The 24,228-nt window shown below is 68.0% G+C and carries 23 protein-coding genes; 13 read left to right on the top strand and 10 right to left on the bottom strand.

Translation table 11 applies throughout. From position 1 onward, the window contains the following. The first annotated feature begins 4 nt into the window (after positions 1-4). Both VL15_RS09870 and VL15_RS09865 read left to right on the top strand, forming a co-directional pair. A complete protein-coding gene (locus VL15_RS09870; RefSeq protein ID WP_048245288.1) occupies positions 5-730 on the top strand; it encodes an amino acid ABC transporter ATP-binding protein in 726 nt (241 codons plus the stop codon). Positions 731-820: 90 nt separating this feature from the next. Further along, positions 821-1,723 carry a LysR substrate-binding domain-containing protein gene (locus VL15_RS09865; protein WP_048245338.1) on the top strand — a complete coding sequence of 301 codons (903 nt, stop codon included), beginning with the start codon at positions 821-823 and terminating at the stop codon, positions 1,721-1,723. An 85-nt stretch (positions 1,724-1,808) separates the two neighbouring features. Here the strand turns inward: VL15_RS09865 and VL15_RS09860 are convergent, their stop codons facing one another. Further along, complete coding sequence (locus tag VL15_RS09860) at positions 1,809-2,465, bottom strand: TetR/AcrR family transcriptional regulator (protein ID WP_048245287.1); 657 nt, start codon at positions 2,463-2,465, stop codon at positions 1,809-1,811. Between the two features lie 88 nt (positions 2,466-2,553). On the opposite strand from VL15_RS09860, the gene VL15_RS09855 reads away from it, so the two are divergent. From VL15_RS09855 to VL15_RS09845, 3 genes are read left to right on the top strand one after another with little or no spacing between them, the layout of a single operon-like run. Then, positions 2,554-3,456, top strand: coding sequence for an SDR family NAD(P)-dependent oxidoreductase (locus VL15_RS09855; RefSeq protein WP_048245286.1), 903 nt, complete (start codon positions 2,554-2,556; stop codon positions 3,454-3,456). Next, positions 3,453-5,036: a flavin-containing monooxygenase gene (locus VL15_RS09850; RefSeq protein ID WP_048245285.1), complete on the top strand. Its 1,584-nt coding sequence runs from the start codon at positions 3,453-3,455 to the stop codon at positions 5,034-5,036. Before VL15_RS09855 ends, VL15_RS09850 begins: the two co-directional genes overlap by 4 nt. A gap of 7 nt (positions 5,037-5,043) precedes the next feature. Next, a complete protein-coding gene (locus tag VL15_RS09845; RefSeq protein WP_048245284.1) occupies positions 5,044-6,030 on the top strand; it encodes an alpha/beta fold hydrolase in 987 nt (328 codons plus the stop codon). 61 nt (positions 6,031-6,091) lie between these two features. On the opposite strand, the gene VL15_RS09840 is transcribed toward VL15_RS09845, so the two are convergent. Then, positions 6,092-6,490 carry a carboxymuconolactone decarboxylase family protein gene (locus VL15_RS09840; protein WP_048245283.1) on the bottom strand — a complete coding sequence of 133 codons (399 nt, stop codon included), beginning with the start codon at positions 6,488-6,490 and terminating at the stop codon, positions 6,092-6,094. Positions 6,491-6,850: 360 nt separating this feature from the next. Here VL15_RS09840 and VL15_RS41870 point away from each other — a divergent pair, with 360 nt between their 5' ends. From VL15_RS41870 to VL15_RS09815, 5 genes are all read left to right on the top strand, one after another. Beyond that, positions 6,851-9,145 (top strand): collagen-like triple helix repeat-containing protein, encoded by a 2,295-nt coding sequence (locus VL15_RS41870; RefSeq protein ID WP_155420181.1) that lies wholly within the window; start codon positions 6,851-6,853, stop codon positions 9,143-9,145. 120 nt (positions 9,146-9,265) lie between these two features. Further along, entirely contained in the window at positions 9,266-10,549 is a 1,284-nt protein-coding gene (locus VL15_RS09830; RefSeq protein WP_048245281.1) for an isoprenylcysteine carboxylmethyltransferase family protein, read from the top strand. Between the two features lie 97 nt (positions 10,550-10,646). Beyond that, entirely contained in the window at positions 10,647-11,144 is a 498-nt protein-coding gene (locus tag VL15_RS09825; RefSeq protein ID WP_048245280.1) for a GNAT family N-acetyltransferase, read from the top strand. A gap of 528 nt (positions 11,145-11,672) precedes the next feature. Beyond that, a complete protein-coding gene (locus VL15_RS09820; protein ID WP_048245279.1) occupies positions 11,673-12,308 on the top strand; it encodes a hypothetical protein in 636 nt (211 codons plus the stop codon). 96 nt (positions 12,309-12,404) lie between these two features. Beyond that, the gene (locus VL15_RS09815) at positions 12,405-12,977 is read left to right on the top strand and encodes an NADPH-dependent FMN reductase (protein ID WP_048245278.1); all 573 of its coding nucleotides are present in this window, start codon (positions 12,405-12,407) and stop codon (positions 12,975-12,977) included. Positions 12,978-13,056: 79 nt separating this feature from the next. Here VL15_RS09815 and VL15_RS09810 read toward each other — a convergent pair whose 3' ends face one another. Beyond that, on the bottom strand, positions 13,057-13,362 hold the full coding sequence (locus VL15_RS09810; protein ID WP_048245277.1) for a DUF4148 domain-containing protein: 306 nt from the start codon (positions 13,360-13,362) through the stop codon (positions 13,057-13,059). A gap of 214 nt (positions 13,363-13,576) precedes the next feature. On the opposite strand from VL15_RS09810, the gene VL15_RS09805 reads away from it, so the two are divergent. Then, entirely contained in the window at positions 13,577-14,080 is a 504-nt protein-coding gene (locus tag VL15_RS09805) for a DM13 domain-containing protein (RefSeq protein ID WP_048245337.1), read from the top strand. A gap of 31 nt (positions 14,081-14,111) precedes the next feature. Here VL15_RS09805 and VL15_RS09800 read toward each other — a convergent pair whose 3' ends face one another. The 5 genes from VL15_RS09800 to VL15_RS09780 form a co-directional block, all read right to left on the bottom strand. Further along, on the bottom strand, positions 14,112-14,729 hold the full coding sequence (locus tag VL15_RS09800; protein WP_048245276.1) for a DUF2894 domain-containing protein: 618 nt from the start codon (positions 14,727-14,729) through the stop codon (positions 14,112-14,114). Beyond that, entirely contained in the window at positions 14,726-15,370 is a 645-nt protein-coding gene (locus VL15_RS09795; protein ID WP_048245275.1) for an OmpA family protein, read from the bottom strand. Before VL15_RS09795 ends, VL15_RS09800 begins: the two co-directional genes overlap by 4 nt. A 3-nt stretch (positions 15,371-15,373) precedes the next feature. Further along, positions 15,374-18,421: a DUF802 domain-containing protein gene (locus VL15_RS09790; RefSeq protein WP_048245274.1), complete on the bottom strand. Its 3,048-nt coding sequence runs from the start codon at positions 18,419-18,421 to the stop codon at positions 15,374-15,376. Between the two features lie 10 nt (positions 18,422-18,431). Then, positions 18,432-19,196: a DUF3348 domain-containing protein gene (locus VL15_RS09785; RefSeq protein ID WP_048245336.1), complete on the bottom strand. Its 765-nt coding sequence runs from the start codon at positions 19,194-19,196 to the stop codon at positions 18,432-18,434. A 361-nt stretch (positions 19,197-19,557) separates the two neighbouring features. Beyond that, positions 19,558-20,196: a LysE family translocator gene (locus tag VL15_RS09780; protein ID WP_048245273.1), complete on the bottom strand. Its 639-nt coding sequence runs from the start codon at positions 20,194-20,196 to the stop codon at positions 19,558-19,560. Positions 20,197-20,348: 152 nt separating this feature from the next. Between VL15_RS09780 and VL15_RS09775 the strand changes: the two genes are divergently transcribed. Both VL15_RS09775 and VL15_RS09770 read left to right on the top strand, forming a co-directional pair. Beyond that, positions 20,349-20,813 carry a GNAT family N-acetyltransferase gene (locus tag VL15_RS09775; protein WP_048245272.1) on the top strand — a complete coding sequence of 155 codons (465 nt, stop codon included), beginning with the start codon at positions 20,349-20,351 and terminating at the stop codon, positions 20,811-20,813. Between the two features lie 47 nt (positions 20,814-20,860). Continuing rightward, complete coding sequence (locus tag VL15_RS09770; protein ID WP_048245271.1) at positions 20,861-21,439, top strand: hypothetical protein; 579 nt, start codon at positions 20,861-20,863, stop codon at positions 21,437-21,439. Between the two features lie 88 nt (positions 21,440-21,527). Here VL15_RS09770 and dctA read toward each other — a convergent pair whose 3' ends face one another. After that, entirely contained in the window at positions 21,528-22,895 is a 1,368-nt protein-coding gene (dctA, locus tag VL15_RS09765) for a C4-dicarboxylate transporter DctA (RefSeq protein ID WP_048245270.1), read from the bottom strand. 158 nt (positions 22,896-23,053) lie between these two features. Then, positions 23,054-24,220, bottom strand: coding sequence for a mandelate racemase/muconate lactonizing enzyme family protein (locus tag VL15_RS09760; protein WP_048245269.1), 1,167 nt, complete (start codon positions 24,218-24,220; stop codon positions 23,054-23,056). Positions 24,221-24,228 lie beyond the last annotated feature (8 nt).

The raw sequence follows: 24,228 nt of genomic DNA, 5'->3' as shown, positions 1-24,228 counted from the left end.
CCCCATGATTTCCATCAGCAACGTTTCGAAGTGGTACGGCCCGTTTCAGGTCCTCACCGACTGCACGACCGAGGTCAGGAAGGGCGAAGTGGTCGTCGTGTGCGGCCCGTCGGGTTCCGGCAAGTCGACGCTGATCAAGACCGTGAACGGCCTCGAGCCGTTCCAGCAGGGCGAGATCCTGGTGAACGGCCAGTCGGTCGGCGACAAGAAGACGAACCTGTCGAAGCTGCGCTCGAAGGTCGGGATGGTGTTCCAGCATTTCGAGCTGTTCCCGCACCTGTCGATCACCGAGAACCTGACGCTCGCGCAGATCAAGGTGCTCGGCCGCGGCAAGGACGAGGCGAACGAGAAAGGCATGAAGCTGCTCGATCGCGTCGGCCTGAAGGCGCATGCGCACAAGTTCCCGGGCCAGCTGTCGGGCGGCCAGCAGCAGCGTGTCGCGATCGCGCGCGCGTTGTCGATGGACCCGATCGCGATGCTGTTCGACGAACCGACGTCCGCGCTCGATCCCGAGATGATCAACGAAGTGCTCGACGTGATGGTCGAACTCGCGCAGGAAGGGATGACGATGATGGTCGTCACGCACGAGATGGGCTTCGCGAAGAAGGTCGCGCATCGCGTGATCTTCATGGACAAGGGCGCGATCGTCGAGGACGACCGCAAGGACGATTTCTTCTCGAATCCGAAATCGGAACGCGCGAAGGACTTCCTCGCGAAGATCCTGCACTGAACGCTGCCGCGGCACGTCGTGCGCACGACGCGTCGCACCCGCCCCTTCCGATCGCCCCTTCCGATCGCCCGTTCCATGCCGGCCTTTCCGATGAAACGACTGCCTTCCCTCAACGCGCTGCAGATCTTCGACATCGTCGCCCGCCACGGCAGCTTCACGCGCGCCGCCGAGCAGCTGTGCCTGACGCAGGGTGCGGTGAGCCGGCAGATCCTCGCGCTGGAGGCGTTCTACCAGTTCCCGCTGTTCAAGCGCACGCCGAAGGGCCTGACGCTGACGGCCGAAGGCGAACTGCTGTTGCCGACGGTGCGCGAGAGCTTTGCGCGCATCGAAGAGGTGTCGATGCGCCTGTCGCGCCGGCGCACCGAGCTCGCGCTGAAGGTGCCGACCTGCATGATGCAGTGGATGTTGCCGCGGATCATGCGGTTTCAGTCCGAGCACCCGGAGCTCCAGGTGCAGATCACGACGACCTGGGGCCATCACGTCGATTTCCGCATGGAGCCGTTCGACGCCGCGGTGATCTACGCCCCCGGCGCCGGCCCCGACATGCATGCGATCCCGCTGTTCGAAGAGCGGCTCACGCCGGTATGCTCGCCTGACCTGCTGGACCGGCATCCGCTCGCGAACGTCGACGACCTGGCCGACCATACGCTGCTGCATCCGACCCGCGATCACCGCGACTGGAAACGGTGGCTCGACCATGCGGGCGCACCACACGTCGACTCGACGCGCGGATTGAGCTTCGAGACGCTCGACCTCGCCACCCACGCGGCGATCGACGGCTACGGCATCGCGATCGGCGACCGGACACTCGTCGACGAAAGCGTGGCGGCGCACCGGCTCGTGACGCCGTTCGACGTGTCGCTGCCGACCGGGATGGGCTACTACTTCGTGTATCCAGGCGGCGCCGAGCAGCAGCAGAAGATCCAGCTGTTCGGCGACTGGATCGCGGGCGAACGCGAGCGCCAGACATCCGCTTTCAATCGGCCCGCTTAAGCCGGCTCATCGGCACGGCGCGCAAGCGCTTGCGTGCCGCATGCGGCCGCCCGGCGGGCATGACGGGCAACGCGACGCCATCCGGTCAGCCGATCTCGCGCAACGTCCCCAGCAGCACCTTCCTGCAACTCGCCACCATCTGCGCTTCCGGATCGCGATATTCGGTGAGCAGCCACGCCGCGCCGACGTTCGTCATCGCGCCGACGAGCGCGAGCCCGATCAGCCGCTGCTCGGTGCGCTCCGCGGGCGTCGTCGCTTCGCCGGGCGCGCCGATCGCCATGATCAGCTTGCCGAAGTCGATCAGCATGCGCTGGTAGGTCATGTCGGTGTCCGGGCTCACGCCCATCACCTCGAGCAGCAGCACGCGCGCCGCGCACGGGTCGCGCAGGAACGCGAAGAACGCGGCAAGCCCCGCGTCGACGCTCTCGCGCAGATCGCCGCCGCGCGCGGCGACCGCCTGCGCGACCGCGTCATGCAGTTGCTGTGCGAGATGCAGGTAGGTGCAGCGCAGCAAATCCTCGGTGCTGGCGAACGCCGCATAAAAATAGCGATCGTTCAGCTTCGCTTCCTGGCAGATCGACCGCACGGTCGCCTTGCGGAACCCGACCGTGCCGAACACGCGCGTCGCCGCGCGGATCAGCGCATCGCGCCGCTCGGCGGCCCGCACCTCGGGCGCCACGCCGCCATACGAGCGGCCCCGTTTTTCCGTTTCGAGTGCTTTCTCCATTCCGCTATTTGACATCAGGACACCCGAAAACTAAAGTGGTGACGATCAACACCACAATAGACACGCCGCCGGCGCGGCGCAAGCGGAACGGGAGGAACGACGGATGAAGGGGTTTTCCGGGAAAGTCGCCGCGATCACGGGCGCCGGTTCGGGCATGGGCCGCAGCCTCGCGGTCGAGCTCGCGCGGCGCGGCTGCGCGGTCGCGCTCGCCGACGTCAACGATGTCGGGCTCGCCGGCACGGCCGCCGCCTGTGCGCAGCACGGGGTGCGCGTGAGCACGCGGCGGCTCGACGTCGCCGACCGCGATGCGGTATTCGCGTGGGCCGGCTTCGTCCGCGCCGAACACGGCAAGGTCAACCTGGTCTTCAACAACGCGGGCGTGTCGCTGGCCGCCAGCGCCGAGACCGCGCGCATCGCCGATCTCGAATGGATCGTCGGCATCAACTTCTGGGGCGTCGTGCACGGCACGCAGGCGTTCCTGCCGCATCTGCGCGCGTCGGGCGACGGACACGTCGTCAACACGTCGAGCCTGTTCGGGCTCGTCGCGATGCCGACGCAAAGCGCGTACAACGCAACCAAGTTCGCGGTGCGCGGCTTCACCGAGGCACTGCGGATGGAGCTCGAACTCGACGGCGCGCCGGTGAGCGCGACCTGCGTGCATCCGGGCGGCGTCGCGACGAACATCGTCGACGCGAGCCGCGTCGATACCAGCATCCACGCGCTCACGGGCCAGGACGAAGCGACCCATCGCCGGCAGGCGAACCGCCTGATCAACGCAACGACGGCCGACGATGCCGCGCGGCAGATTCTCGCGGGTGTCGAGCGTAATGCGCGCCGCGTGCTCGTCGGCGCCGACGCACGCCGTCTCGACCGGATCGCACGCGTGCTCGGCGCCGGTTACCAGCGGCTGATGCTGCGCTACGTGCGCCGCGCCCGCGCACGCAACCTCGAACGCACCCACGCCCCGGCCGCACTCCCGACCACGCCGACCAAGGACCCCGCATGACCTCGACGACGACCGACCGGCGCGACGCGCCGCCCGCCCCCGGCGCCCGCCGCGACGATGGCGACAACCGCGACCTCGACGTGCTGATCGTCGGCGCCGGCTTGTCCGGCATCGGCGCCGCGTATCACCTGAAGCAGCGCTGCCCGCATGCGAGCGTCGCGATCGTCGAGGCGCGCGAGGCGAGCGGTGGCACCTGGGACCTGTTCCGCTATCCGGGCGTCCGTTCGGATTCCGATATGTTCACGCTCGGCTACAGCTTCCGCCCGTGGCACAGCGACAAGGCGATCTCGGACGGCCAGACGATCCTCGACTACATCCGCGACACCGCACGCAGCTACGGCATCGACAAGACGATCCGCTACGGCCAGAAGGTCGTCGCGGCCGACTGGGATTCGAACCGCGCGCGCTGGACGGTACGCATCGAGCGCACGCGCGACGGCGCGACCGACACGCTCGTCACCACCTGCCGTTTCCTGTTCATGTGCAGCGGCTACTACGACTACGACGCCGGCTACCGGCCCGACTGGCCCGGCATGGACACGTTCGAGGGCAACCTCGTGCATCCGCAGCACTGGCCGAAGGATCTGTCATACGCGAACCGGCGCGTCGTCGTGATCGGCAGCGGCGCGACGGCCGTCACGCTCGTGCCGTCGATGGCGGCCGACGCGCAGCACGTGACGATGCTGCAGCGCTCGCCGACCTACATCGTGTCGCTGCCCGCACGCGACAAGATCGCGAACGCGCTGCGCCGCGTGCTGCCGGCGCGGCTCGCACACCGGCTCGTGCGCGTGAAGAACGTGCTGCTGACGATGTACCTGTACAACGTGTCGCGCCGCAAGCCCGATCAAACGAAGAAGTTCATCATCCGCGCGGCCGGCAAGCAGCTCGGCCCCGGCTTCGACGTCGCGAAGCACCTGACGCCGCGCTACATGCCGTGGGACCAGCGCGTGTGCCTCGTGCCGAACGGCGACCTGTTCAAGTCGATCCGCGCGGGCCGCGCGTCGATCGTCACCGACGAGATCGAGCGCTTCACGCCGACCGGCCTCAAGCTGAAGAGCGGCCAGCAGCTCGACGCGGACGTGATCGTCACCGCGACCGGGCTGAAGGTGAAGATGCTTGGCGGCGCGCGCGTCACGGTCGACGGCCGCGCGGTCGACCTGCCGGACACCGTGTCGTACAAGGGGATGATGTACAGCGACGTGCCGAACCTCGCGTCGTCGTTCGGCTACACGAACGCGTCATGGACGCTGAAGGCCGAGCTGATCGCGCGCTACGTGTGCCGGCTGCTCAACCACATGCGCGCGAACGGCTACGACACGTGCGTGCCGCGGCTCGGGGCCGGCGATCTCGGCGACGTGCCGGCCGTCAACCTGAGCTCGGGCTACATCCAGCGCGCGGCCGGCATCCTGCCGAAGCAGGGCCACCGCAAGCCGTGGAAATTCCATCAGAACTACGTGCTCGATCTCGCATCGCTGAAGTTCAGCGCGCTCGCCGATTCGGCGATGCATTTCGAACGCCGCGCGAAAGCCGGCCCGGCCGCCACCGCGCCGGTTGCCGAACCCGCACTCGAAACCCGTTGAGACCGACATGACCCATACGCTCCATCTGATCCAGAACGTGCTGCTCGGCGTCGTCGCGGTGCTCGCCGCGCTCGCGCTGTTTTCCGGTTATGTGGCCCGTCGCGTGACGCGCGCGTTTCCGCCCGAAGGCCGGTTCGTCGACATCGGCGGCGACCGTATCCACTACGTCGAATACGGCAACGGCCCGCCGATCGTGTTCGTGCACGGGCTCGCGGGGCAGCTGCGCAACTTCGCGTACCTGCCGCTCGCACGGCTCGCGCAGCAGCATCGCGTGATCCTCATCGACCGGCCCGGCGCCGGCCGCTCGATCCGCGGCGCGGGTTCGCAGGCGAACGTGTTCGCGCAGGCCCGCACGGTCGCCGCGTTCATCGACGCGCTGCGGCTCGACAAGCCCATGCTCGTCGGCCATTCGCTCGGCGGCGCGATCGCGCTCGCGGTCGGCCTCAACCACACGGACCGCGTGAGCCGGCTCGCGCTGATCGCGCCGCTATCGCACCAGCAGCCCGAGCCGCCGGCGCCGTTCCGGCCGCTGATGCTGCCGTCGCCGCTCGTGCGCCGTTTCGTGTCGTGGACCTTCGCGATCCCGCTGACGATCCTGACCGGCCGCAAGGCCGTGCGCCAGGTGTTCGCGCCGGAAGACGTGCCGCGCGACTTCCCGGTCAAAGGCGGCGGGCTGCTCGGCATGCGGCCGCACGTGTTCTACGCGACGGCGACCGACCTGCTGTCGGCGCCCGTCGACCTGCCCGCGATGGAGCGCCGCTACGCGGACCTCGCGCTGCCGGTCGACGTGCTGTACGGCCGCGCCGATCCGATCCTGAACTGGCGCGAGCACGGCGACGCGCTGGCGAAGAAATCGGCGCGCGTGCGGCTGAAGGTCGTCGAAGGCGGTCACATGCTGCCGATCACGATTCCCGATGCGACGGCCGACTGGCTGCTCGAAGTCGCCGCCGCGCCGACCGATGCCGCCGCGCAAGCGGCGCGTGTCGAGCACTGAACACCAAGCCGGAACGTAACGAAGCCTGATCCCGTGCCGGACCGCCGGCGCCGCGGCGGAATCAGGCTTCGTCGTCGGGCACCGACAGCCCGAGATCCGAGATCACCTCGCGCGCGCTGCGGAATGCCGCGACCGCGGCCGGCGCGCCCGCGTACAGCGCGCTGTGCAGCAGCACCTCGCGGATCTCGACGAGGCTCGCGCCGTTGTTGAGCGCTCCGCGAATATGGCCTTTCAGTTCCGTGCTGCGGCCGAGCGCCGCCAGCATCGCGCACGTGCACAGGCTGCGCGTCTTCAGGTCGATCCCGCCCCGTTGCCACGTGCTGCCCCACGCGTGTTCGTTCAGCCAGTTCTGCAGCGGACGCGAAAAACCGTCGAGGTCGCGCATCGCGCGCTCGACGAACGCCTCGCCCATCACGTCGATCCGCCGCGCCTTGCCGTATTCCCTGTCCTGTTCGCTCATGTCGGTGTCCTGTGTGAGGTCGTGACCGTTGCGGCGGCGCCGGCGGCCGGGAGATGTCGCGCCATGTTCACGGGGCCGGCGCGTTTCGTCAAAGACGCGGCCCTCGGTTCGCGGCCGCCCGCGTGACGCGATGTCGAACGCTACGTAACATTGCGCCGCGCGTTACGGCGGTTCACGGGAACATCGCCATGAACGCACCGGCGCACCGTGCGTGCCCGCCGCGCGAAACCATCATTAATGCGTTTAAATCGCGTTGATATTCCCGATTTCCGCAACAAAGCGCGACACCGTTTCGCGGAACCCGTCGTGGCGCGGAATTTGCAGTGCAGGCTTGGACACACTTCCAATGTCGAGGCCAACATGTACAACATTTTCAAGAAGACGACGGTAACGATGGCCGTCTCGTCGCTGCTCGCACTATATGGTTGCGGCTCGGTCGATGGACCGACGACCCCGCCGACGATCAAGCCGAGCACGTCGGGGACGGGCGGCAGTTCGGGGACTTCCGGCACGTCGGGCGGCGGTTCGTCGGGGACGTCGGGCGGCGGTAGTTCGGGGACTTCGGGTACGTCTTCCGGTACGTCGGGTACGTCTGGCACGTCTGGCACGTCTGGCACGTCTGGCACGTCGGGTACTTCCGGTACGTCGGGTACGTCTGGCACGTCGGGTACGTCTGGCACCTCGGGTACTTCCGGTACGTCGGGCACTTCCGGTACGTCGGGTACTTCCGGTACGTCGGGTACTTCCGGCACGTCGGGCACTTCCGGTACGTCGGGCACTTCCGGTACGTCGGGTACTTCCGGTACGTCGGGTACCTCCGGTACGTCGGGTACCTCCGGCACCTCGGGCACTTCCGGTACCTCGGGCACTTCCGGTACCTCGGGCACTTCCGGCACCTCGGGCACTTCCGGCACCTCGGGCACTTCCGGTACGTCGGGTACCTCCGGCACCTCTGGCACTTCGGGCACTTCGGGCACTTCGGGCACTTCGGGCACTTCGGGCACTTCGGGTACTTCGGGTACTTCGGGTACTTCCGGCACTTCGGGTACTTCGGGTACTTCCGGCACCTCGGGCACCTCGGGCACCTCCGGCACCTCGGGTACGTCGGGTACGTCGGGTACGTCGGGTACGTCGGGTACGTCGGGCACGTCGGGCACGTCGGGTACGTCGGGCACCTCTGGCACGTCGGGTACTTCCGGCACCTCCGGTACCGGCGTCACCCCGCTCGGCAATGTCCTCCAGAAATCCGGCAACCTCGTGACGGCAGTCGGCACGACGGTCGCGAACGGCGGCGCGCAGATCGGCGGCGTGCAGATCCCCGGCACGAACCCGACGACGGCCACCAGCATCGGCAATGCGGTCACGAGCCTCGGCAACGGCGTGCAGTCGCTCGGCAACGGCGTCGCGGCCGGCCTCGGCTCGATCGGCGTGTCGGCGAACCCGCTCGGACCGACGCTGACGTCGACCACCGGCCTGCTGACCGGCGCCGGCGGCACGGTCAACAACCTCGGCAACGCGGTGAAGAGCCTCGGCTCGGGCCCGCTGTCGCCGCTGTCGCCCGTGACGACGCTCGTCGGCGATCTCGTCAACACCGTCGGCGGCGCCGTCAACTCGACCGCGTCCGGCCTCAACACGGCGCTGAACAGCTCGCCGGTCCAGCAGCTCGAGACGCAGGTCGGCAAGGTGATCAACCCGATCACGAACACGCTGACCGGCGGCGTCACGACGCCGGGCGCCACGCAGACGCTCGGCGGCGTGACGCTGCTCGGCACACCGCTCAACGGCCTGCTGAGCACGCTCGGCAACGGCCTCGCAACCGCAGGCACGAAGGTCGGCGGCGCGACCGACAACCCGCTCGGCGCGGCTCTCGGCGGCGTCGTGGCCCAGCTCGGCAATACGGTGACCTCCACCGGCGGCCTCGTCCACGACAACAACGCGGGCAGCTCCAGCAGCGGCACCGGCGGCAGCAACCCGCTCGCCCCGATCACGGGCCTGCTCGGCACGCTGACGGGTGGGCTCGGCGGCGGCAGCTCGAGCGGTTCGGGCGGCACCAGCGGCACGAGCGGCGGCCCGCTCGGACCGGTCACGGGCCTGCTCGGCTCGCTGACCGGCGCACTCGGCGGCCTCGGTTCGAGCGGCACCAGCGGGACCGGCGGCACGAGCGGCACCGGCGGCGGCCCGCTGGCACCGGTCACCGGCCTGCTCGGTACCGTGACGGGCGCACTCGGCGGCCTCGGTTCGGGCGGCACCAGCGGGACCGGCGGCACAAGCGGCACCGGCGGTTCGGGTGTCGGCGGCCTGCTGGCGCCGGTCACCAACCTCGTCAACTCGCTGACGCCGCTCGGCGCAAGCCTCACCGGCACGGTCACGACGCCGGGAGGCAACGTGACGGGCACCCTCGGCGGCCTGCTGACGAGCGGCCCGGTCGGCACGCTGACGGGCGCGCTGACGACGCCGGCCGGCGGCGCCGGTGCCGGCGCGACGGTCACCCCGAGCGGCGCGGCCGGCACCGCGACGACACCGGCCGGCAGCGGCACCGTGGCGGCCGGCCTGACCGGCAGCTCGAACGGCGCCGCCGCGGGTGGTGCAGCCAACCTGCTGTCGCCGGTGACGAACCTCCTCGGCGGTCTGCTGGGCGGCGGCACCAAGAAGTAACGTCTTACCTACCAGAACCACAGGCCAATGGCCGGGCACGCATCAATACAAAGCCCGGCCGACGGCCGGCGTCACCCGCCAAGCGGGGGCGCCGGCCCTCATCCCGACGAGGATCCGATCATGAATTCCACGCTCGACGGCATCGCCGCGGTCCAGGACCGCCCGCCCCGTTCCGCCACGCCCTTCCGTGCCGGCCTGCTCGGCATCACGGCCGGGCTCCTCGCGCTGTGGTTCACGCGCGACCAGCCGGCCCTCGACGCCGCGACGCGCGCGATCATCGCGAGCCTCGCGATCATCGGCACGATCGCGCTGCACGAAATCCTCATCTCGCGCGTCTACCTGCGCCCGAGCGCGGGGCTGTCGCGCCAGGCCGTGCGGCCGCTCGGCCTCGCGCGCGTCGCGACACGGCTCGGCGCGCTCACGTCGATCTACGCGGGCATCGGGATGCTGTACTGGCTGCTGCCCGAATATCACGGCGATTTCTACCTGCCGTTCTGGTCGCTGCTGCGCGCGCTCGCGCCGTACGTGATCGTCGCCGCGCCGTTCTATTTCATGTGGATGGACCGCCATCAGCGCGAAACCGACGACGCGTACCTGCTGTGGGGCCGCCTCCTGTTCCGCCGCGAGAAGCCCGCGAGCTGGCAGCCGGTGCGCGAAATGCTCGCCGGCTGGGGCGTGAAGACGTTCTTCCTGCCGCTGATGACCGTCTACCTGTCGAAGGACGCCGATCATCTGACCGCGTCGCTCGCGCACGCGATGAGCGCGCCGATGTCGCTCGCGACCTTCACGTTCATGTACGACCTGTCGTTCACGATGGACCTGATGTTCGGCACCGTCGGCTATCTGTGCACGTTCCGCATCCTCGACAGCCACGTGCGCACGGTCGAACCGACGGCACTCGGCTGGGGCGCCGCGCTGATCTGCTACCAACCGTTCTGGTCGCTGATCTCGGGCCACTACATCCGCTACGAAGGCTCGCTGTTCTGGGACAACTGGCTGCTGTCCGCGCCGACGCTGCGCGTGATCTGGGGCGCGCTGATCATCCTGCTGCTGCTGACGTATGCGCTGTCGACGATCTCGTTCGGGCTGCGCTTCTCGAACCTCACCCATCGCGGAATCATCACGTCGGGCCCGTACCGCTTTACGAAGCATCCGGCGTACATCACGAAGAACCTGTCGTACTGGATGGTGTCGGTGCCGTTCGTCGAGCCGCTCGGCTGGCAGATCGGGCTCATGCACTGCGCCGCGCTGGTCGCGGTCAACCTGATCTATTACCTGCGCGCGAAGACGGAAGAACGCCACCTGATGCGCGACCCCGACTATCGCGCGTATGCCGCATGGATCGCGGAGCACGGGCTGTTCGCGCGGATCAGGCAGGCGTTCGGGGTGCAGCAGCCGGCCTGACGCATCGACTGGAGGCCGGGGCAGCGCGCAAGCGTCGACGTTTCGCCGGCCCCGGCGCACAATGGCGCTCCCCGACGGACGGCGCGCGATTCGAACGATGAACGACAAAACGATACGACCGGCAACCACCGGCGACGCGGCGATCGTCGCGCGCATCCTCTCCGATGCAGTCGCGTTCAAGATCGCCCACGACGACATGGCATGGGGGCACCGCCCGCGAACCGAACACGACGTGCTGCCGATGCTCGACGACGGCAATGTTCAAGTCGTCGAGCAGGACGGCGTGGCCGCCGCGATCTTCATGCTGACGTGGCAGGACGACGAGTACTGGGGGCCGCAGGACCCGGTCGCCGGCTACGTGCACCGGCTCTCGGTGCGTGACGGCTTCCACGGCCACGGGCTCGGTCGCCACGCGATCGACTGGTGCGCCGATCAGGTACGCACGCGCCGGCGCCCGTTTCTGCGGCTCGATTGCGATCCGCGCAACGCGCGGCTGTGTGCGTACTACGAGGCGCTGGGGTTCGCGCGCGTGTCGCTGCGGCCGATGGCGAGCGGGTATATCGCGTCGCTTTACGAGCGCGCGGTGGCGGGCTGACGGTCACGCTCGCGCAACACGTGCTGGCGTGCGTGGCAACCATGCACTCGCCCGCCCTCCGAACGCTCCGTGTTCGCGCGCATCGAGTATCGCCGCAACGCAGCTCCGTTGCGGCCAATTGTCGCGAAACAACGCTTTTCTCCGCTTTCCGTCGCTTTTCCCCGCCAGTCCGATTGCCCAGCCCGATCGCCTGGCGTATGGTTCCGGCCGTCCGCGTGCGCCCTGTCGCCCGGACACCCGACCGTCGTCCCGCACGACGGCCGTGCGGGCCGTGCCCGCCGCTCACCGTCTCCGCGATGCCGCCCGCCGGCGCCGCGCATTCATGAGGAAAGAGGCGTGATCCACAAAGTCCTGATCCTGTTCGCACTCTGCATCGCGGGCCTCGCCGCGATCGCCGCCGGTTTCCAGCACATCCCCAGCTGATTCGCGGCCCCGGCTCGCTTCGCCGAGCCCGGGGGCCGCACCCATTCCTCTCCCTTGTTGCGATGAACCCTTTTCTCGAACCGCCCGGGACGGGCGACCTTTGCCATGCGCATCGACGTACAGCATTCCCAGCACGACATCGACGATGAACTCGACACACTCTACGCACGCCTCCATCAGCCGGGCCATCGCCTGCACGGGCTGCCGGCCGTCACGCTCGGCCGCTCGGGCCTGATCGTCCGCCACCGCGAGGCGGACGGCGAATACTTCCTGTACGTCGAGGATCCGGCCGCGCGCGAACTTGCCGGCTACACGGTGTTCAACCGCCTTCCCGAAATCCCGCGCCGCGCGGACCGCTACCTGCGCGCGCCGCATACGCGGCTGCGCGGCTCGTCGCAACGCAAGGGCCTCGCGACGACGCTGTATCGCTGGGGGCTCGACGCAGGCCTGTGCCTGATCAGCGGCGCGCGCCAGTCGGTCGGCGCCGCGCAGCTGTGGACCACGCTCGCGCACGATTACCGGCACGGCTTCGTCGATATCGAGGGCCGCGCGCTGCGCTATCTCGGCGAAACCGTCGCCGACGACGTACACGGCGCGCTGCATACGCGGCGCCTGTTGCTCGGCAACGGATGGGAAATCGGCGCATTCGCACGAGCGGTCGGGATGAGCGACGCCGAACCGGCTCGACGCGAGTCAGCAACCATTTTCAACGAGGCAGCACGGACCGCGTCGCGTACGTAGCGTCGGCACACGCGCCACGCCGATCGAACGCCGATGCGATAATCCGTCCGGTCCGCGTGACGCGGCTGCGCACCCCGCCAACCGAAACGCCCATCGATGACCACCGAATTCCGAACCGACGCCGACCGCCGCATCAACATCGTCGCCCTGTGCGGCAGCCTCCGGTCGCTGTCGTACAACGCCGCGCTGCTCGATGCTGCCGCGCACGTCGCGCCGCGCGGCATGCGCATCACGCGTTTCGATCGCCTCGGCGAATTCCCGCTGTTCAATCCCGATGCCGAATTTCCGTCGCCCGCCGCCGTGCGCGACCTGATCGATCGCCTGAACGCGGCGGACGGCGTGCTGATCGCGAGCCCGGAATACGCGCACGGCGTAACCGGCGTGATGAAGAACGCGCTGGACTGGGTCGTGGGGTGCGAAGCCATCGTCCACAAGCCGGTCGCGGTGCTGAATGCATCGCCGCGCGCAACGCATGCGGACGCGGCGCTGCGGGAAACACTGTCGGTGATGTCGGCCCGCATCATCGAGCGCGCGTCGATCACGCTGCCGATCCTCGGGAGTCAGCTCGACGCCGCGGGCATCGCCGCGCATCCGCCGTTCGCGTCGATGCTGGCCGAAGCATTGCAGGCGCTCGGCGCGGCGATAACCGAAGGCGAGCCGCCGCACTGATGTTGCGCATCCGGCAACGCATCGCAGTCCAAACGAATCGGACGTTGCACCCGTCGACAGGCGCAATGTCCAACCCGGATCATCGTCCGCGATAGATCGGATTGTCGCGGGTAATCGAGCCCGATTCGCTCGCGGTCGGCGACATCGTCCCGTATCCGCTCGTATCGGCGGTCGACGTACCGGTCGAGCCGATCTTCGTCAGCGCTTCCGCCAGTCGCGCCGGATAGTGCGGATCTTCACCCGTCTGACGGTAGCCGGCCGCGTGCAGTGCGGCCAGTTCGGCCGTGACCTCCGCGCGCGTCACGGTGGACTGCGGCGCGGCCCATGCGGAAACGGAAGCGGTCGCGGCAACCGTCGCAAGAACATACAGAGCAAGCTTGTTCATCTGATCTCTCCTGAGCATCGACGACGTTGTCGATGGAGAGTGAGTCGACCCGCGAGCGCAAAGATGACACGCGTCGACGAAATTTATTCGACGTCGTGTCCGACGCGAACGACATACGCACGTGAATGTCGACCGACTGTCAGATTTCGCCGGCTCGCGCGACTACAGTGTGGTGGCCACGCGCCACCCTCTGTTCTCGTTCAAAGGGTCCGATATGAAAAGCAGAATCTGGATACTGATCGCGTCGCATCTCGCAACGGGTCTCGTTGCATTCGCAGCGGGCATCTACGTGCTCCCGATCCTGACGGCATCGGAAGGTGCAAGCGCCATCGAACTGCAAGTGGCCGCCGAAAACACCCGACATACCGGCCGCTTCGAACGCGACCTGCCGGGAAGCGATCCGCTGCACTGGGCCAACGGCAAGCTGACGATCACCGATTCGTCGATCGCCTTCGAAGGCGACATCGCGCCAGGGCCCGACTACAAGATCTATCTCGTTCCGGAATTCGTCGACACGCGAGCGTCGTTCCTCGCGATCAAGGCGCGTGCCGCGCGCGTGGGCGACCTGACGACCTTCGGCAATTTCGTCGTGCCGCTTCCCGACGACGTGAATCCCGCGCAATACACGACGGTCGTGATCTGGTGCGAGCGATTTTCGAAATTCATCAGCGCGGCCCGATATCAAAGCGCAGCGACGTCGGGCAGTGTGTCGATGTAATCGGCCCCAGCTGCAACGGTACGAGGTCGCGCTACCGGCTCTTGCTCCGCGTGCCCTTCTTCACCGCCTTCGCGCGCGGCGCTTCCTTCTCGGGCTGCGCGCCGCCGCCGGCAAGATCCTCGAGCCACGCGAGCGCATCGACGTACGACAGGAATTGCTGCAGATAGGCCGGCGACAGCTCGCGCATCGTCGCCAGCGACCGATGCACGAGGCTGTTCGAATTGAGCGGCCCCGCGTTGCGCGGCACCTGGTCGAGCGACTGGCGATACTGCTTTTCCGTGCGAACTTTCGACCACATCGTGTGGAAGTAGTCGACCAGTTCGGGATCGAGCCCGCGCCGGTCGGCCTGCGCATCACGCGCGAGCCGATCGACGAGCCCGGCAAGCGCGCCACGCGGCGGCGCATCTGCCGCGGCTTCCGCCGCCTTGCTCACTTCCGTTGCTTCATCGGCCCGCGCGACGACCGCCGCAAAACCTTCGATCAGCGTCGCCAGCCGCGCGTCGAGCAACCCGCGCGCGTCGCCATCGAGTGCGGCCGCGCGCCGTTCGAGTGCGTCGATCCGGTGAAAGCGCACGGGATCGAGCCGATCCGCGCCCTGCTCGCGCCATGCGTCGAGCGTCGCGCGGGCGTGCGTCGCGTCGCCCGTCACTGCGCCTTTCCTCCGTTCGATGCGCTCTTGCGCGGCACCGGCGCGATCTCCACGCGGCGGTTCTTCGCGCGGCCTTCATCGTCCGCATTCGAGCTGACCGGCTGTTCGGAGCCGAACGCGGCGGCGAACACCGACGGCGCCGGCACGCCGGCATCGATCAGCGCACGCGTGACGGTCAGCGCGCGCTTGGCCGACAGTTCCCAGTTGTCCGCGAACTGGCGGTTGCCGGCATGCACCTGCTGGTCGTCAGCGAAACCACTGATCATCAGGATCTCGTCGCGCGTCTTCAGGTAGGCGGCCAGCGGCCCGGCCAGCGTCTTCAGCAAGTCGCGGCCCGCGGGCTGCAACTGGTCGGAGTTCAGCGCGAACAACACGTTGCCGCTGATGCCGATGCGGCCGTTGATGAGCGTCACGCGGCCGGCCGCGAGCGGCCCGGCGAGCGCCTGTTCGAGCGACTTGCGCTGCTGCGCTTCCTGCTGGCGCGCGCGCACGGCTTCCTCGAGCTTCGACGTGAGCTGAAGCTGCATGCCGATCACGCCGACGAGGATCAGCACGAACGCGCCGAGCAGCACCGACATCAGGTCGGCGAACGCGGGCCACACCGGCGCGGATGGCGCGCCGCCGTCGATTTCGTCGTGCATGCGTTACGCTCCGACGGGCGCCCGCCGGCCGGCGAGCTGCTGCAGATCCTCGACGATCTGCTTCTGCGACATCATGCTCAGGTCGATCACCTCGCGCGCCTGCGCGACGTAGTACTCGAGCTGCTCGTCGCTGCGCGCGAGCGATTTCTCGAGCGCGGCCTCGATGCGCTGCAGATGGTTCAACAGCTTGTCGTTCGATTCGCCGAACACCTGCACGGCCATCCCGAACGCATCGCCGAGGCTCGCGACCTCGACGGCGCCCGCGGTGACCTGCGCGGCCACCGAATCGAGCTTGCGCGTTTCGGCATCGACGGTGTCGTTGAAGCGCGCGCCGACACGATCGAGCAGGTCGGCCGACGTGCTGACGAGCGCATCGATCGCGGTGCGCTGTTCGGTCGACGCGTGATTGACCGCGCCGAGCAGCGTTTCGAGCGTCGCGAGCAGGCGGCTGCGCTCCTCGAGCGTCGCGGTATCGCGCACCATGCTGTCGGACAGGCGCTGGCGCAACTCGGCAACGACGTCGGCCGCGGCCTTCGGCGCCTCCGACGCGGCCTGCACGAGGCGCGCGATCTCGTTGATCGTGTCGCTCGCATGCACCTGCGCCTGCGCGGTGATGTCGTTCGCGGTGCGGGCCAGCGTGTCGCAGATGTCCTGCTGGCGCGTCGCGGCCTGTGCGCTCGTCTGTGCCCATTCGTCGCGCAGCGCGGCCGCCATCGCGGCGAGCGAATCGTTCCACGCGGACAGGCGCTGTTCGTCGCGCGCGGCGAGTTGCGTCTGCAGGCCCGTGTGCGAATCGCGGATCGTCGTCAGCAGATCGTTCGAGCGTTGTTCGAAGGTCGTTGCCTGCGTGGTGAGATCGCGTGTCGTTTGCGCAAGTGCGTCGCAGATTTCCTGCTGACGGCCGGCGCTGTGCACGCCAGCACGCTGCCATTCGTCGCCGAGCTTCGTGGCCATCGCGGCCAGCGAGGCGTTCCATGTCGACAGACGTTCTTCGTCGCGTGCGGCGAGTTGCGTTTGCAGGCCCGTATGCGAATCGCGGATCGTCGACAGCAGATCGTTCGAGCGTTGTTCGAAGGTCGTTGCCTGCGTGGTGAGATCGCGTGTCGTTTGCGCGAGTGCGTCGCAGATTTCCTGCTGACGGCCTGCGCTGTGCACGCCCGCACGCTGCCATTCGTCGCCGAGCTTCGTCGCCATCGCGGCCAGAGAATCGTTCCACGCGGACAGGCGTTCTTCGTCGCGCGCGGCGAGTTGCGTTTGCAGGCCCGTGTGCGAATCGCGGATCGTCGCCAGCAGGTCGTTCGAGCGTTGCTCGAAGGTCGCTGCCTGCGTGGTGAGTTCGCGCGTCGTTTGTGCGAGTGCGTCGCAGATTTCCTGCTGACGGCCGGCGCTGTGCACGCCCGCGCGTTGCCATTCGTCGCCGAGCTTCGTAGCCATCGCGGCCAGCGAATCGTTCCATGCCGACAGGCGTTCTTCGTCGCGTGCGGCGAGTTGCGTTTGCAGGCCCGTGTGCGAATCGCGGATCGTCGACAGCAGGTCGTTCGAGCGTTGTTCGAAGGTCGTTGCCTGCGTGGTGAGTTCGCGCGTCGTTTGCGCGAGTGCGTCGCAGATTTCCTGCTGGCGGCCGGCGCTGTGCACGCCCGCACGCTGCCATTCGTCGCCGAGCTTCGTGGCCATCGCGGCCAGCGAATCGTTCCACGCCGTGAGGCGCTGTTCGTCGCGCACAGCCAGTTCGGTCTGCAGCCCCGCGTGCGACTCGCGCATCGCGGCAAGCGCCGCGCCCGAATGTCGCTCGAACGTCGCGGCAGCCTCGCCCAACGCGCGCGCATGCTGGCCGGCCAGCGTCTCGCCGACCTGCTCCTGGCGCGACAGCGCATCGCGCCATGCGTCCGACAGGCGGCCTTCGGTCGATTCGAGGCGGGTCGCGACGCCATCGAGCAGGTCCGTCGAACGCTGCGCGAACGTGTCGGTGAACTGGCCGAGCGTCGTCTGCAGCTGCTGCGCAACGGCGTCGCCGGCGCGGCGCTGTTCGTCGAGCGCGCGGTTCCACACGGCCGTCACGTTGCCGGTGGTCTTCTCGAAGCCGTCCGTCAGCCCGTCGAGCTGACGCTGCACGGCGCCCGTCACGGTGTCGCGCAGCGCGGCCATCTCGTGCGCGAGCCCCGTCATCGTCGCCGCGACGACCGGCTGCAGCGCGGCACCGGCCACGCGCGCGCTTTCGGCGGCGCTTTCCTTCAGCGCGTCGCCGACGTTCGACGCAAGGCCCGCGTACGCACGCTCGGTCCGGTCGAAAAACGCCTGCTGGCTGTCGAGCTGGCGATCGTGCAGCGCGACGCTGCGCGCCTCGAGCGTCGTCATCATCGTCTGCAGCCGGTCGACCAGCGCCGGCATCACGTCGGCCTGGCGCTGCAGCAGCCGGAACGATTCGTCGCGCTGGTGCGCGGACGAATGCACGCGCAACGTCGTCGCGATCTTCGCGTCGAGCTGCTGTGCCGCGTCGATCCGCTCACGGCGCACGAGCGCGGACAGCAGCCCGAGCATCGCGGACGTCGCGACACCCGCGATCGACGTGCCGAACGCGAACCCGAGGCCCTTCACCGGCGCGATCAGCGATGCGCGGATCGCGTCGAGATCGGTCGCGCTTTCGAGCGCGGCGCCCGTGCCCTTCAGCGTCACGACCATCCCGAGCAGCGTGCCGAGCATGCCGAGCAGCACGAGCAGGCCGACGAGGTAAGGCGTGAGCGACGGGCCCGGCAGCGCGACGCGCGCGCCTTCGACACGCGCGCGCACGGCGCCGCGCAGGCCCGGGTGCAGCGTGTCGAGCCACGTGTCGAGCTTCGCGGGCGGCTCGGTCAGGCCGGCGACCGCACGCGACAGCGTGGCAGTCGCCTGCCGGTAGCGCAGCAGTTCCCACGCGCCGGCGACGTAGCACGCGCCGATCAGCAGCGTGACGGCCGACGCCAGCGGGTTCGACGCGACGTAACCGACACCGATCCAGCACACTGCGAGCAAACCGGCGACGAAGACAACGAGATCAATGCGAATTCTGGACATAGCGTGTTGATTAGCAGGTGCGAAGGGCCGCGAGCAGCCCGTCTACCGTTTGAAACCGGACTTCGAGTTCGGCAAGCAGGATGCCTTGCATCTCGTCTCGAAACGTGTCGAGCCATGCGCCGGGCACGAGCGCCTTGACGGTCGCGCCGTCGGCAACCGCGCCGTCATCGGTGGGGTCGACGGCAGCAGCGGATTCGGCATCGGCCAGCGCCTGCCGCTCCGCGTCGCGCAGCCGCCCGAAACGCGTGCCGAGCAGCGCGGGCACGGCCGACAGCAGGCTGCGCTCGCGCGCGCCGAGCACGCGCTCCATGATCGCGTCGAGCGTCGCGAGCCGCGCCATCCCGGACGAGCGCGCGGCGAGCGCGCCCCGCAAGCGGCCGCGCAACTGGCCGATCGCCGTTTCCATGTCCTGCTGCAGGGACAGATAACGCTGGCGGAAGTCCGCGAAATCGGCCGTATCGGCAGCCGGCGGCGGCAGGTCGCCGGGCCGGCGCCGCGTACGCGGCCGGTTGGTGGCCGCGATCGCCTGCGCGAGGTCGTGGCGCACGCGCGCGAAGTCGCGCTCCGCGTCGTAGCCGCGCACGCCGGCCGCGACGCCGGGCGGGCTCGCACCCAGCGCGGACGACAGCGTGATCGCGTCGGTCCAGCCGAGCCACTGGCTCAGCCGGTCGGACAGCGTTTGCCGGGATTCCGCGACATCGGCGTCGGCCAGGCGCGCGAGCAGCCGGACGAGCGTCGGGCCGGTCAGTGCCGGGCGCGGGGAAGCGTGCACCATGCTGCAAACCGTCAAAAAAGGCAGCAGTTTACACGGCGCCGGGAGGTCGACCGCCAGAATCGGGGAAGCGGCGCCGTCGAGCGCGCCGAGCGACACGCGCGAACGCCCGCCGCGCAAGGCTCGCCGGGTGGCGGCAGGGAGCCGGGAAGATCGTCGGCAACGGCCTGGCGCGCCGCCGGAATCGGGCTGCCGGGCACATCACCTAGTGCCTGAAGAGGAAGAAACGGCGTTTCCGGTCGACCTGCGGTTTCCGGAAACCGGATGCGCGTTGGCGCCGTTTGAGCGGTTCGAGCAGTTCGCTCCGGCGGCCGGCCACGTAAATGGCCAGCCGCCGTGCAATGCAAACCGGAATCGGAAGCGGTCAGATCCCCGCTTTCGGCGCGTTCAGGATCAGCCGCAGCCCGAGCAGCGTGATCGCGCCAGCCGCGATGCGGTCAACCCACTTCTTCGCGCGCAGGTACAGCTCGCGCGGCCGGCGGGTGGAAAAGCACAGCGCGACGATCGTGTACCAGCCGAATTCGACGCCGAACACGAGCGGCGGCAGCGCGAGGTAGCACCACAGCGGCGGATGCTGCGGGAGCAGCGCCGCGAAGATGCTGCCGTACCAGATTGCCGTCTTCGGGTTGCTGAGCTGGGTCGTGAGGCCCGTCCAGAACGACTTGCGCGCGCTGCCGGCGGCCATCGCCTGCGGATCGTCCATCGCGATCGGCCGGTCGGCGCCGCGCCAGATCTTCGACGCCATATAGATCAGGTACGCGCCGCCCGCCACCTTGAGGCCCACATACAGCCATTCGACGGCCTGCAGCAGCGTATAGAGCCCGGCCAGCGCGACGCCGCCGAACACGATGCCGCCCAGGCCCATGCCGAGCGCGGTGGCAAGGCCGTCGCGGCGCGACAGTCCGATCGAATTGCGGGCAACCAGCACGAAACTCGGGCCCGGAATCATCGCGCCGAGCCACAGCGCGGCCAGGATGGCGAGTACGGCAGCCGATGCAGTCATCGAAGTCTCCTTGGTCAACGACGCCGATTCGCCGACGCCTGCGTGTCGTTTCCGACGGTCGAAGCGCTGATTCTGGCACGCTTCCCGGGCGGCCGAAAGCGCCCGCGCGCTGCTATGCTGGCCGTTTTTCCCGTCATCCCGCACCGTCGCCCATGATCGAGATCCGCGCCGCCCGCTATCCCGACGACGCCCGCGTCGTCGAAGCGATCTTCCGCGAGTACATCGCGAGCCCCTCCGTCAGCCTCAAATTCCAGGACTACGAGCCCGAGATCGCCGCGCTGCCCGGCAAATACGCGGCGCCGCGCGGGTTGCTGCTGCTCGCGTGGCACGGCGAGCGCGCGGTCGGCTGCGGGGCGTTTCGCGAGATCGACGCGGTAACGTGCGAGATGAAGCGTGTCTACGTACGCCCCGAAGCGCGCGGGTTGAACGTCGGCCGCCAGCTCGTCGAACGGCTGCTACGCGACGCAAAGGCGGCCGGTTATGCGCGCATGTGCCTCGACGTGCTGCCCGAGTTCGTCGCCGCAAGGCAACTGTATGCTTCACTCGGCTTCACGCCCGCGCCGCCCGTCACGTTCAATCCGGTGCCCGGCACCGAGTTTCTCGGGCGCGATCTGTGACCCGCGCGGCCGGCATGCCCTTCCTCCTTTCGACCCGACACCCCGCCATGCGCGTCCTCCGCCTGTCCCTCCTGCTGCTCCCGCTGCTCGCGGCGCTGCCTGCCGGCGCCCGCGCCGGCGAGCTGCCGAAGTCGATCGCCGCGCAACTGCCGCCCGACTACCGGCCGCTGCTCGCGCAAGCCGGGCCGGATCTCGGCAACGGCCGGCACAGCTTTCTGGTCGTCGTGCATCGCGCGATCGATACGCGCGAGCAGCCGTCGCCGCGCCCGCTGCTGATCTTCGAGGAGCAACCCGATCACGCATTCCGGCTCACCGCGCGCAACGACGAGGTCGTCCTGCGCGCGAACGACGGCGGCCAGTGCGACCCGTTCGATCCCGAATACGCCGCCGACAACGGCCTCTCGGTGAAAGGCCGCTATTTCACCGTGCAGAACTTCGTCGCGTGCGGGCAGCACTGGACCGACTACGTGACGTTCCGCTACGACCCGCGCACGCACGGCTGGGAATTTTCGAACCAGATCGTCACCGTCTCGTATCCGCTCGACGACAAGCCCGACCACGTCACCGTCACGCGCGCCGACGCGCACCAGCCGGTGTCGTTCGGACAGTGGAAACGCAAGGATTAAACGGGGCACGGCAAGCACCGACACCGGCGAAATCCCGCAGGCAAAACGCACCGCCCGGGGAGTACGCGGGTGACAGGAAATGTCGAGACTAGCGGAAATTCGATTGCATGCCCGGTGCACTCGCCGGCGCGCTCCGCTCCGACGCCGGCAGGCCCGCGTCGTGCCCGCTCGCGACGATCACGTCCGACCCGGCTCGCCGATCGAGAACAGCTCGCGCCTTGTCCATATCCAGCGCCCCTTCCCAGCGGGCCACCACCACCGTGGCGACGCCGTTCCCGATCAAGTTGGTCACGGCGCGTGCTTCGTTCAGGAAGCGATCGACGCCGAGCAGCAAAACCAGACCGGACACGGGCACCTGATGCATCGTGGACAACGTCGCCGCCAGCGCGACGAAACCCGCGCCGGCCACCCCGGCGGAGCCCTTCGACGTAAGCAGCAGGACCCCGAGCAGCAGAAGCTGATCCCAGATCGACAGGTGGATATTGAACGCCTGCGCGATGAAGAGGGATGCCATCGTCAGGTAGATCGCAGTGCCGTCCGCGTTGAAGGTGTAGCCCGTGGGCAAGACCATGCCGACGACCGGACGCGAACACCCCATGCGTTCCAACTTGAGCAGCATCTGCGGCAGCACGGCTTCCGTCGATGCCGTGCCGAGCGTGATCAGGATCTCGTCGCGGATGTAACGCAGGTACTTCCACAGCGACAACCCGCACACGCGCATGACCAGACCGAGCGCGACAGTCACGAACAGGATCGACGTGAGGTACAGGCACAGCATGAGTTGCCCGAACTGCGCGAGCGTACCGATGCCATATTTTGCGATGGTGAACGCCATCCCGCCAAACGCGCCTGCGGGCGCCACATACATGACGATGCGCACGACACCGAACATCCCCTGCAGGAACATGTCCAGCATATCGACGAGCGGCGCGGTCCGCGGGCCGAGCTTCGCAAGCGCGATCGCGAAAATCACCGAGAAGAAGATGATCGGCAGTATCTCGCCAGTCGCGAATGCCCCGACAACGCTGCCCGGCACGATGCTCATCAAGAAATCGAGCGCGCCGTGATGCTGTGCTGCATGCGTGTAGCTGGCGATCGCGGCACTGTCGATCCTCGACGGATCGGCGTTCATTCCACTGCCCGGCTTGATCACGTTGACGACCACCATCCCGACCACGAGCGCAACGGTGGATGCGGCCTCGAAATACAGCACGGCCTTCACGCCGACCCTCCCGGCTTCGTGAAGGTCGGTCATGCGCGCAATGCCGACCACCACCGACGCAAAGATGATCGGCGCGAGAAGCATCCGGATCAGCTTGATGAACAGGTCGCCGAGCGGCTTGAGCTGGGATCCGATATCGGGGTAGAAATGCCCGACGAGGATGCCGGCAACGATGCCGATCAGAACCTGGACGTAAAGTTTGGAAAGCGTTCTGCGAATGCGTGATGCCAGCATGACTGTCTCCTGTGCATGGCGTCCTGTTTCGGAAATCGCGTGCGCGCGGGGGCGATGCAGCCGCTCACCCTGAACGTCGACGTCGATCTCGCCTGCCTGACTATTTGTTATGTGTCACGGTGCGCCGGCGAGCGTCCGGCGCACCGTGCCGATGGGGCTTATGCCGACAGCTTTTGCATTTCCGCGAACAGGTCGGCCTTGCCTTCGAAGCCGATGCCGGGCAGGTCCGGCATCGTAATGAAGCCGTTGTCGACCTTCACGCCATCGGGAAAGCCGCCGTACGGCTGGAACAGGTCCGGATACGACTCGTTGCCGCCGAGGCCTAGGCCGGCCGCGATGTTGAGCGACATCTGATGGCCGCCATGCGGAATGCAGCGGCTCGGCGACCAGCCGTGCTGGCGCAGCATGTCGAGCGTGCGCAGATACTCGACGAGACCATAGCTCAGCGCGCAGTCGAACTGCAGCCAGTCGCGATCCGCGCGCATCCCGCCGTAGCGGATCAGGTTGCGGGCGTCCTGCATCGAGAACAGGTCCTCGCCCGTCGCCATCGGTTTGTCGTAGTAATTGCGCAACGTCGCCTGGAGTTCGAAATCGAGCGGATCGCCCGGTTCCTCGTACCAGAACAGGTCGTATTGCGAGAGTGCCTTCGCGTACCGGATCGCGGTGTCGAGATCGAATCGGCCGTTCGCGTCGACCGCAAGTTTCTGGCCATCACCGAGCACGCTGAGGATCGAGTCGATGCGGCGCAGGTCTTCATCGAGCGACGCGCCGCCGATCTTCTTCTTCACGACCGTGTAGCCACGGTCGATATAGCTGCGCATCTCGTCCTTGAGCTTCTCGTGATCCTGGCCCGGATAGTAGTAGCCGCCCGCTGCATAGACGAAGATCTTACGGTTCGGCCGACCGTCGCCGTAGCGGTCCGCCAACAACTGGAACAGCGGCTTGCCGTCGATCTTGGCCACCGCATCCCACACGGCCATGTCGATCGTGCCGATGGCGACCGAGCGCTCGCCATGGCCGCCCGGCTTTTCGTTGGTGAACATCGTCGCCCAGATCTTGTGCGGATCGAGGTTGTCGCCGGCATCGTTGGCGAGCGAGCCGGGATCGGCCTCGAGAATGCGCGGGATGAAGCGTTCGCGCATGAGCTTGCCCTGGCCGTAGCGGCCGTTCGAGTTGAAGCCATAGCCGACGACCGGCTTGCCGTCGCGGATCACGTCGGTGATTACGGCGACGAGGCTCAGCGTCATCTTGCTGAAGTCGATGTAGGCGTTGCGGATCGGGGAACTGATAGGAACGGTTTTTTCGCGAATCTCGACGATTCTCATGGTGGTGT

The sequence above is a fragment of the Burkholderia cepacia genome, assembly GCF_001039005.1.
Lineage (GTDB): Bacteria > Pseudomonadota > Gammaproteobacteria > Burkholderiales > Burkholderiaceae > Burkholderia > Burkholderia theae.
This window is presented reverse-complemented; position numbering and strand designations above follow the sequence as displayed.

Bases quoted from the DNA above. Each gene is read 5' to 3' on its own strand.
- VL15_RS09795 (WP_048245275.1), bottom strand. From the start codon at position 15,370: ATGCACGACGAAATCGACGGCGGCGCGCCATCCGCGCCGGTGTGGCCC.
- VL15_RS09770 (WP_048245271.1), top strand. From the start codon at position 20,861: ATGCGCGTCCTCCGCCTGTCCCTCCTGCTGCTCCCGCTGCTCGCGGCG.
- VL15_RS09760 (WP_048245269.1), bottom strand. From the start codon at position 24,220: ATGAGAATCGTCGAGATTCGCGAAAAAACCGTTCCTATCAGTTCCCCG.
- VL15_RS41870 (WP_155420181.1), top strand. From the start codon at position 6,851: ATGTACAACATTTTCAAGAAGACGACGGTAACGATGGCCGTCTCGTCG.
- VL15_RS09780 (WP_048245273.1), bottom strand. From the start codon at position 20,196: ATGACTGCATCGGCTGCCGTACTCGCCATCCTGGCCGCGCTGTGGCTC.
- VL15_RS09845 (WP_048245284.1), top strand. From the start codon at position 5,044: ATGACCCATACGCTCCATCTGATCCAGAACGTGCTGCTCGGCGTCGTC.
- dctA (WP_048245270.1), bottom strand. From the start codon at position 22,895: ATGCTGGCATCACGCATTCGCAGAACGCTTTCCAAACTTTACGTCCAG.
- VL15_RS09850 (WP_048245285.1), top strand. From the start codon at position 3,453: ATGACCTCGACGACGACCGACCGGCGCGACGCGCCGCCCGCCCCCGGC.
- VL15_RS09775 (WP_048245272.1), top strand. From the start codon at position 20,349: ATGATCGAGATCCGCGCCGCCCGCTATCCCGACGACGCCCGCGTCGTC.
- VL15_RS09855 (WP_048245286.1), top strand. From the start codon at position 2,554: ATGAAGGGGTTTTCCGGGAAAGTCGCCGCGATCACGGGCGCCGGTTCG.
- VL15_RS09785 (WP_048245336.1), bottom strand. From the start codon at position 19,196: ATGGTGCACGCTTCCCCGCGCCCGGCACTGACCGGCCCGACGCTCGTC.
- VL15_RS09840 (WP_048245283.1), bottom strand. From the start codon at position 6,490: ATGAGCGAACAGGACAGGGAATACGGCAAGGCGCGGCGGATCGACGTG.
- VL15_RS09820 (WP_048245279.1), top strand. From the start codon at position 11,673: ATGCGCATCGACGTACAGCATTCCCAGCACGACATCGACGATGAACTC.
- VL15_RS09815 (WP_048245278.1), top strand. From the start codon at position 12,405: ATGACCACCGAATTCCGAACCGACGCCGACCGCCGCATCAACATCGTC.
- VL15_RS09790 (WP_048245274.1), bottom strand. From the start codon at position 18,421: ATGTCCAGAATTCGCATTGATCTCGTTGTCTTCGTCGCCGGTTTGCTC.
- VL15_RS09865 (WP_048245338.1), top strand. From the start codon at position 821: ATGAAACGACTGCCTTCCCTCAACGCGCTGCAGATCTTCGACATCGTC.
- VL15_RS09810 (WP_048245277.1), bottom strand. From the start codon at position 13,362: ATGAACAAGCTTGCTCTGTATGTTCTTGCGACGGTTGCCGCGACCGCT.
- VL15_RS09830 (WP_048245281.1), top strand. From the start codon at position 9,266: ATGAATTCCACGCTCGACGGCATCGCCGCGGTCCAGGACCGCCCGCCC.
- VL15_RS09860 (WP_048245287.1), bottom strand. From the start codon at position 2,465: ATGTCAAATAGCGGAATGGAGAAAGCACTCGAAACGGAAAAACGGGGC.
- VL15_RS09805 (WP_048245337.1), top strand. From the start codon at position 13,577: ATGAAAAGCAGAATCTGGATACTGATCGCGTCGCATCTCGCAACGGGT.
- VL15_RS09825 (WP_048245280.1), top strand. From the start codon at position 10,647: ATGAACGACAAAACGATACGACCGGCAACCACCGGCGACGCGGCGATC.
- VL15_RS09870 (WP_048245288.1), top strand. From the start codon at position 5: ATGATTTCCATCAGCAACGTTTCGAAGTGGTACGGCCCGTTTCAGGTC.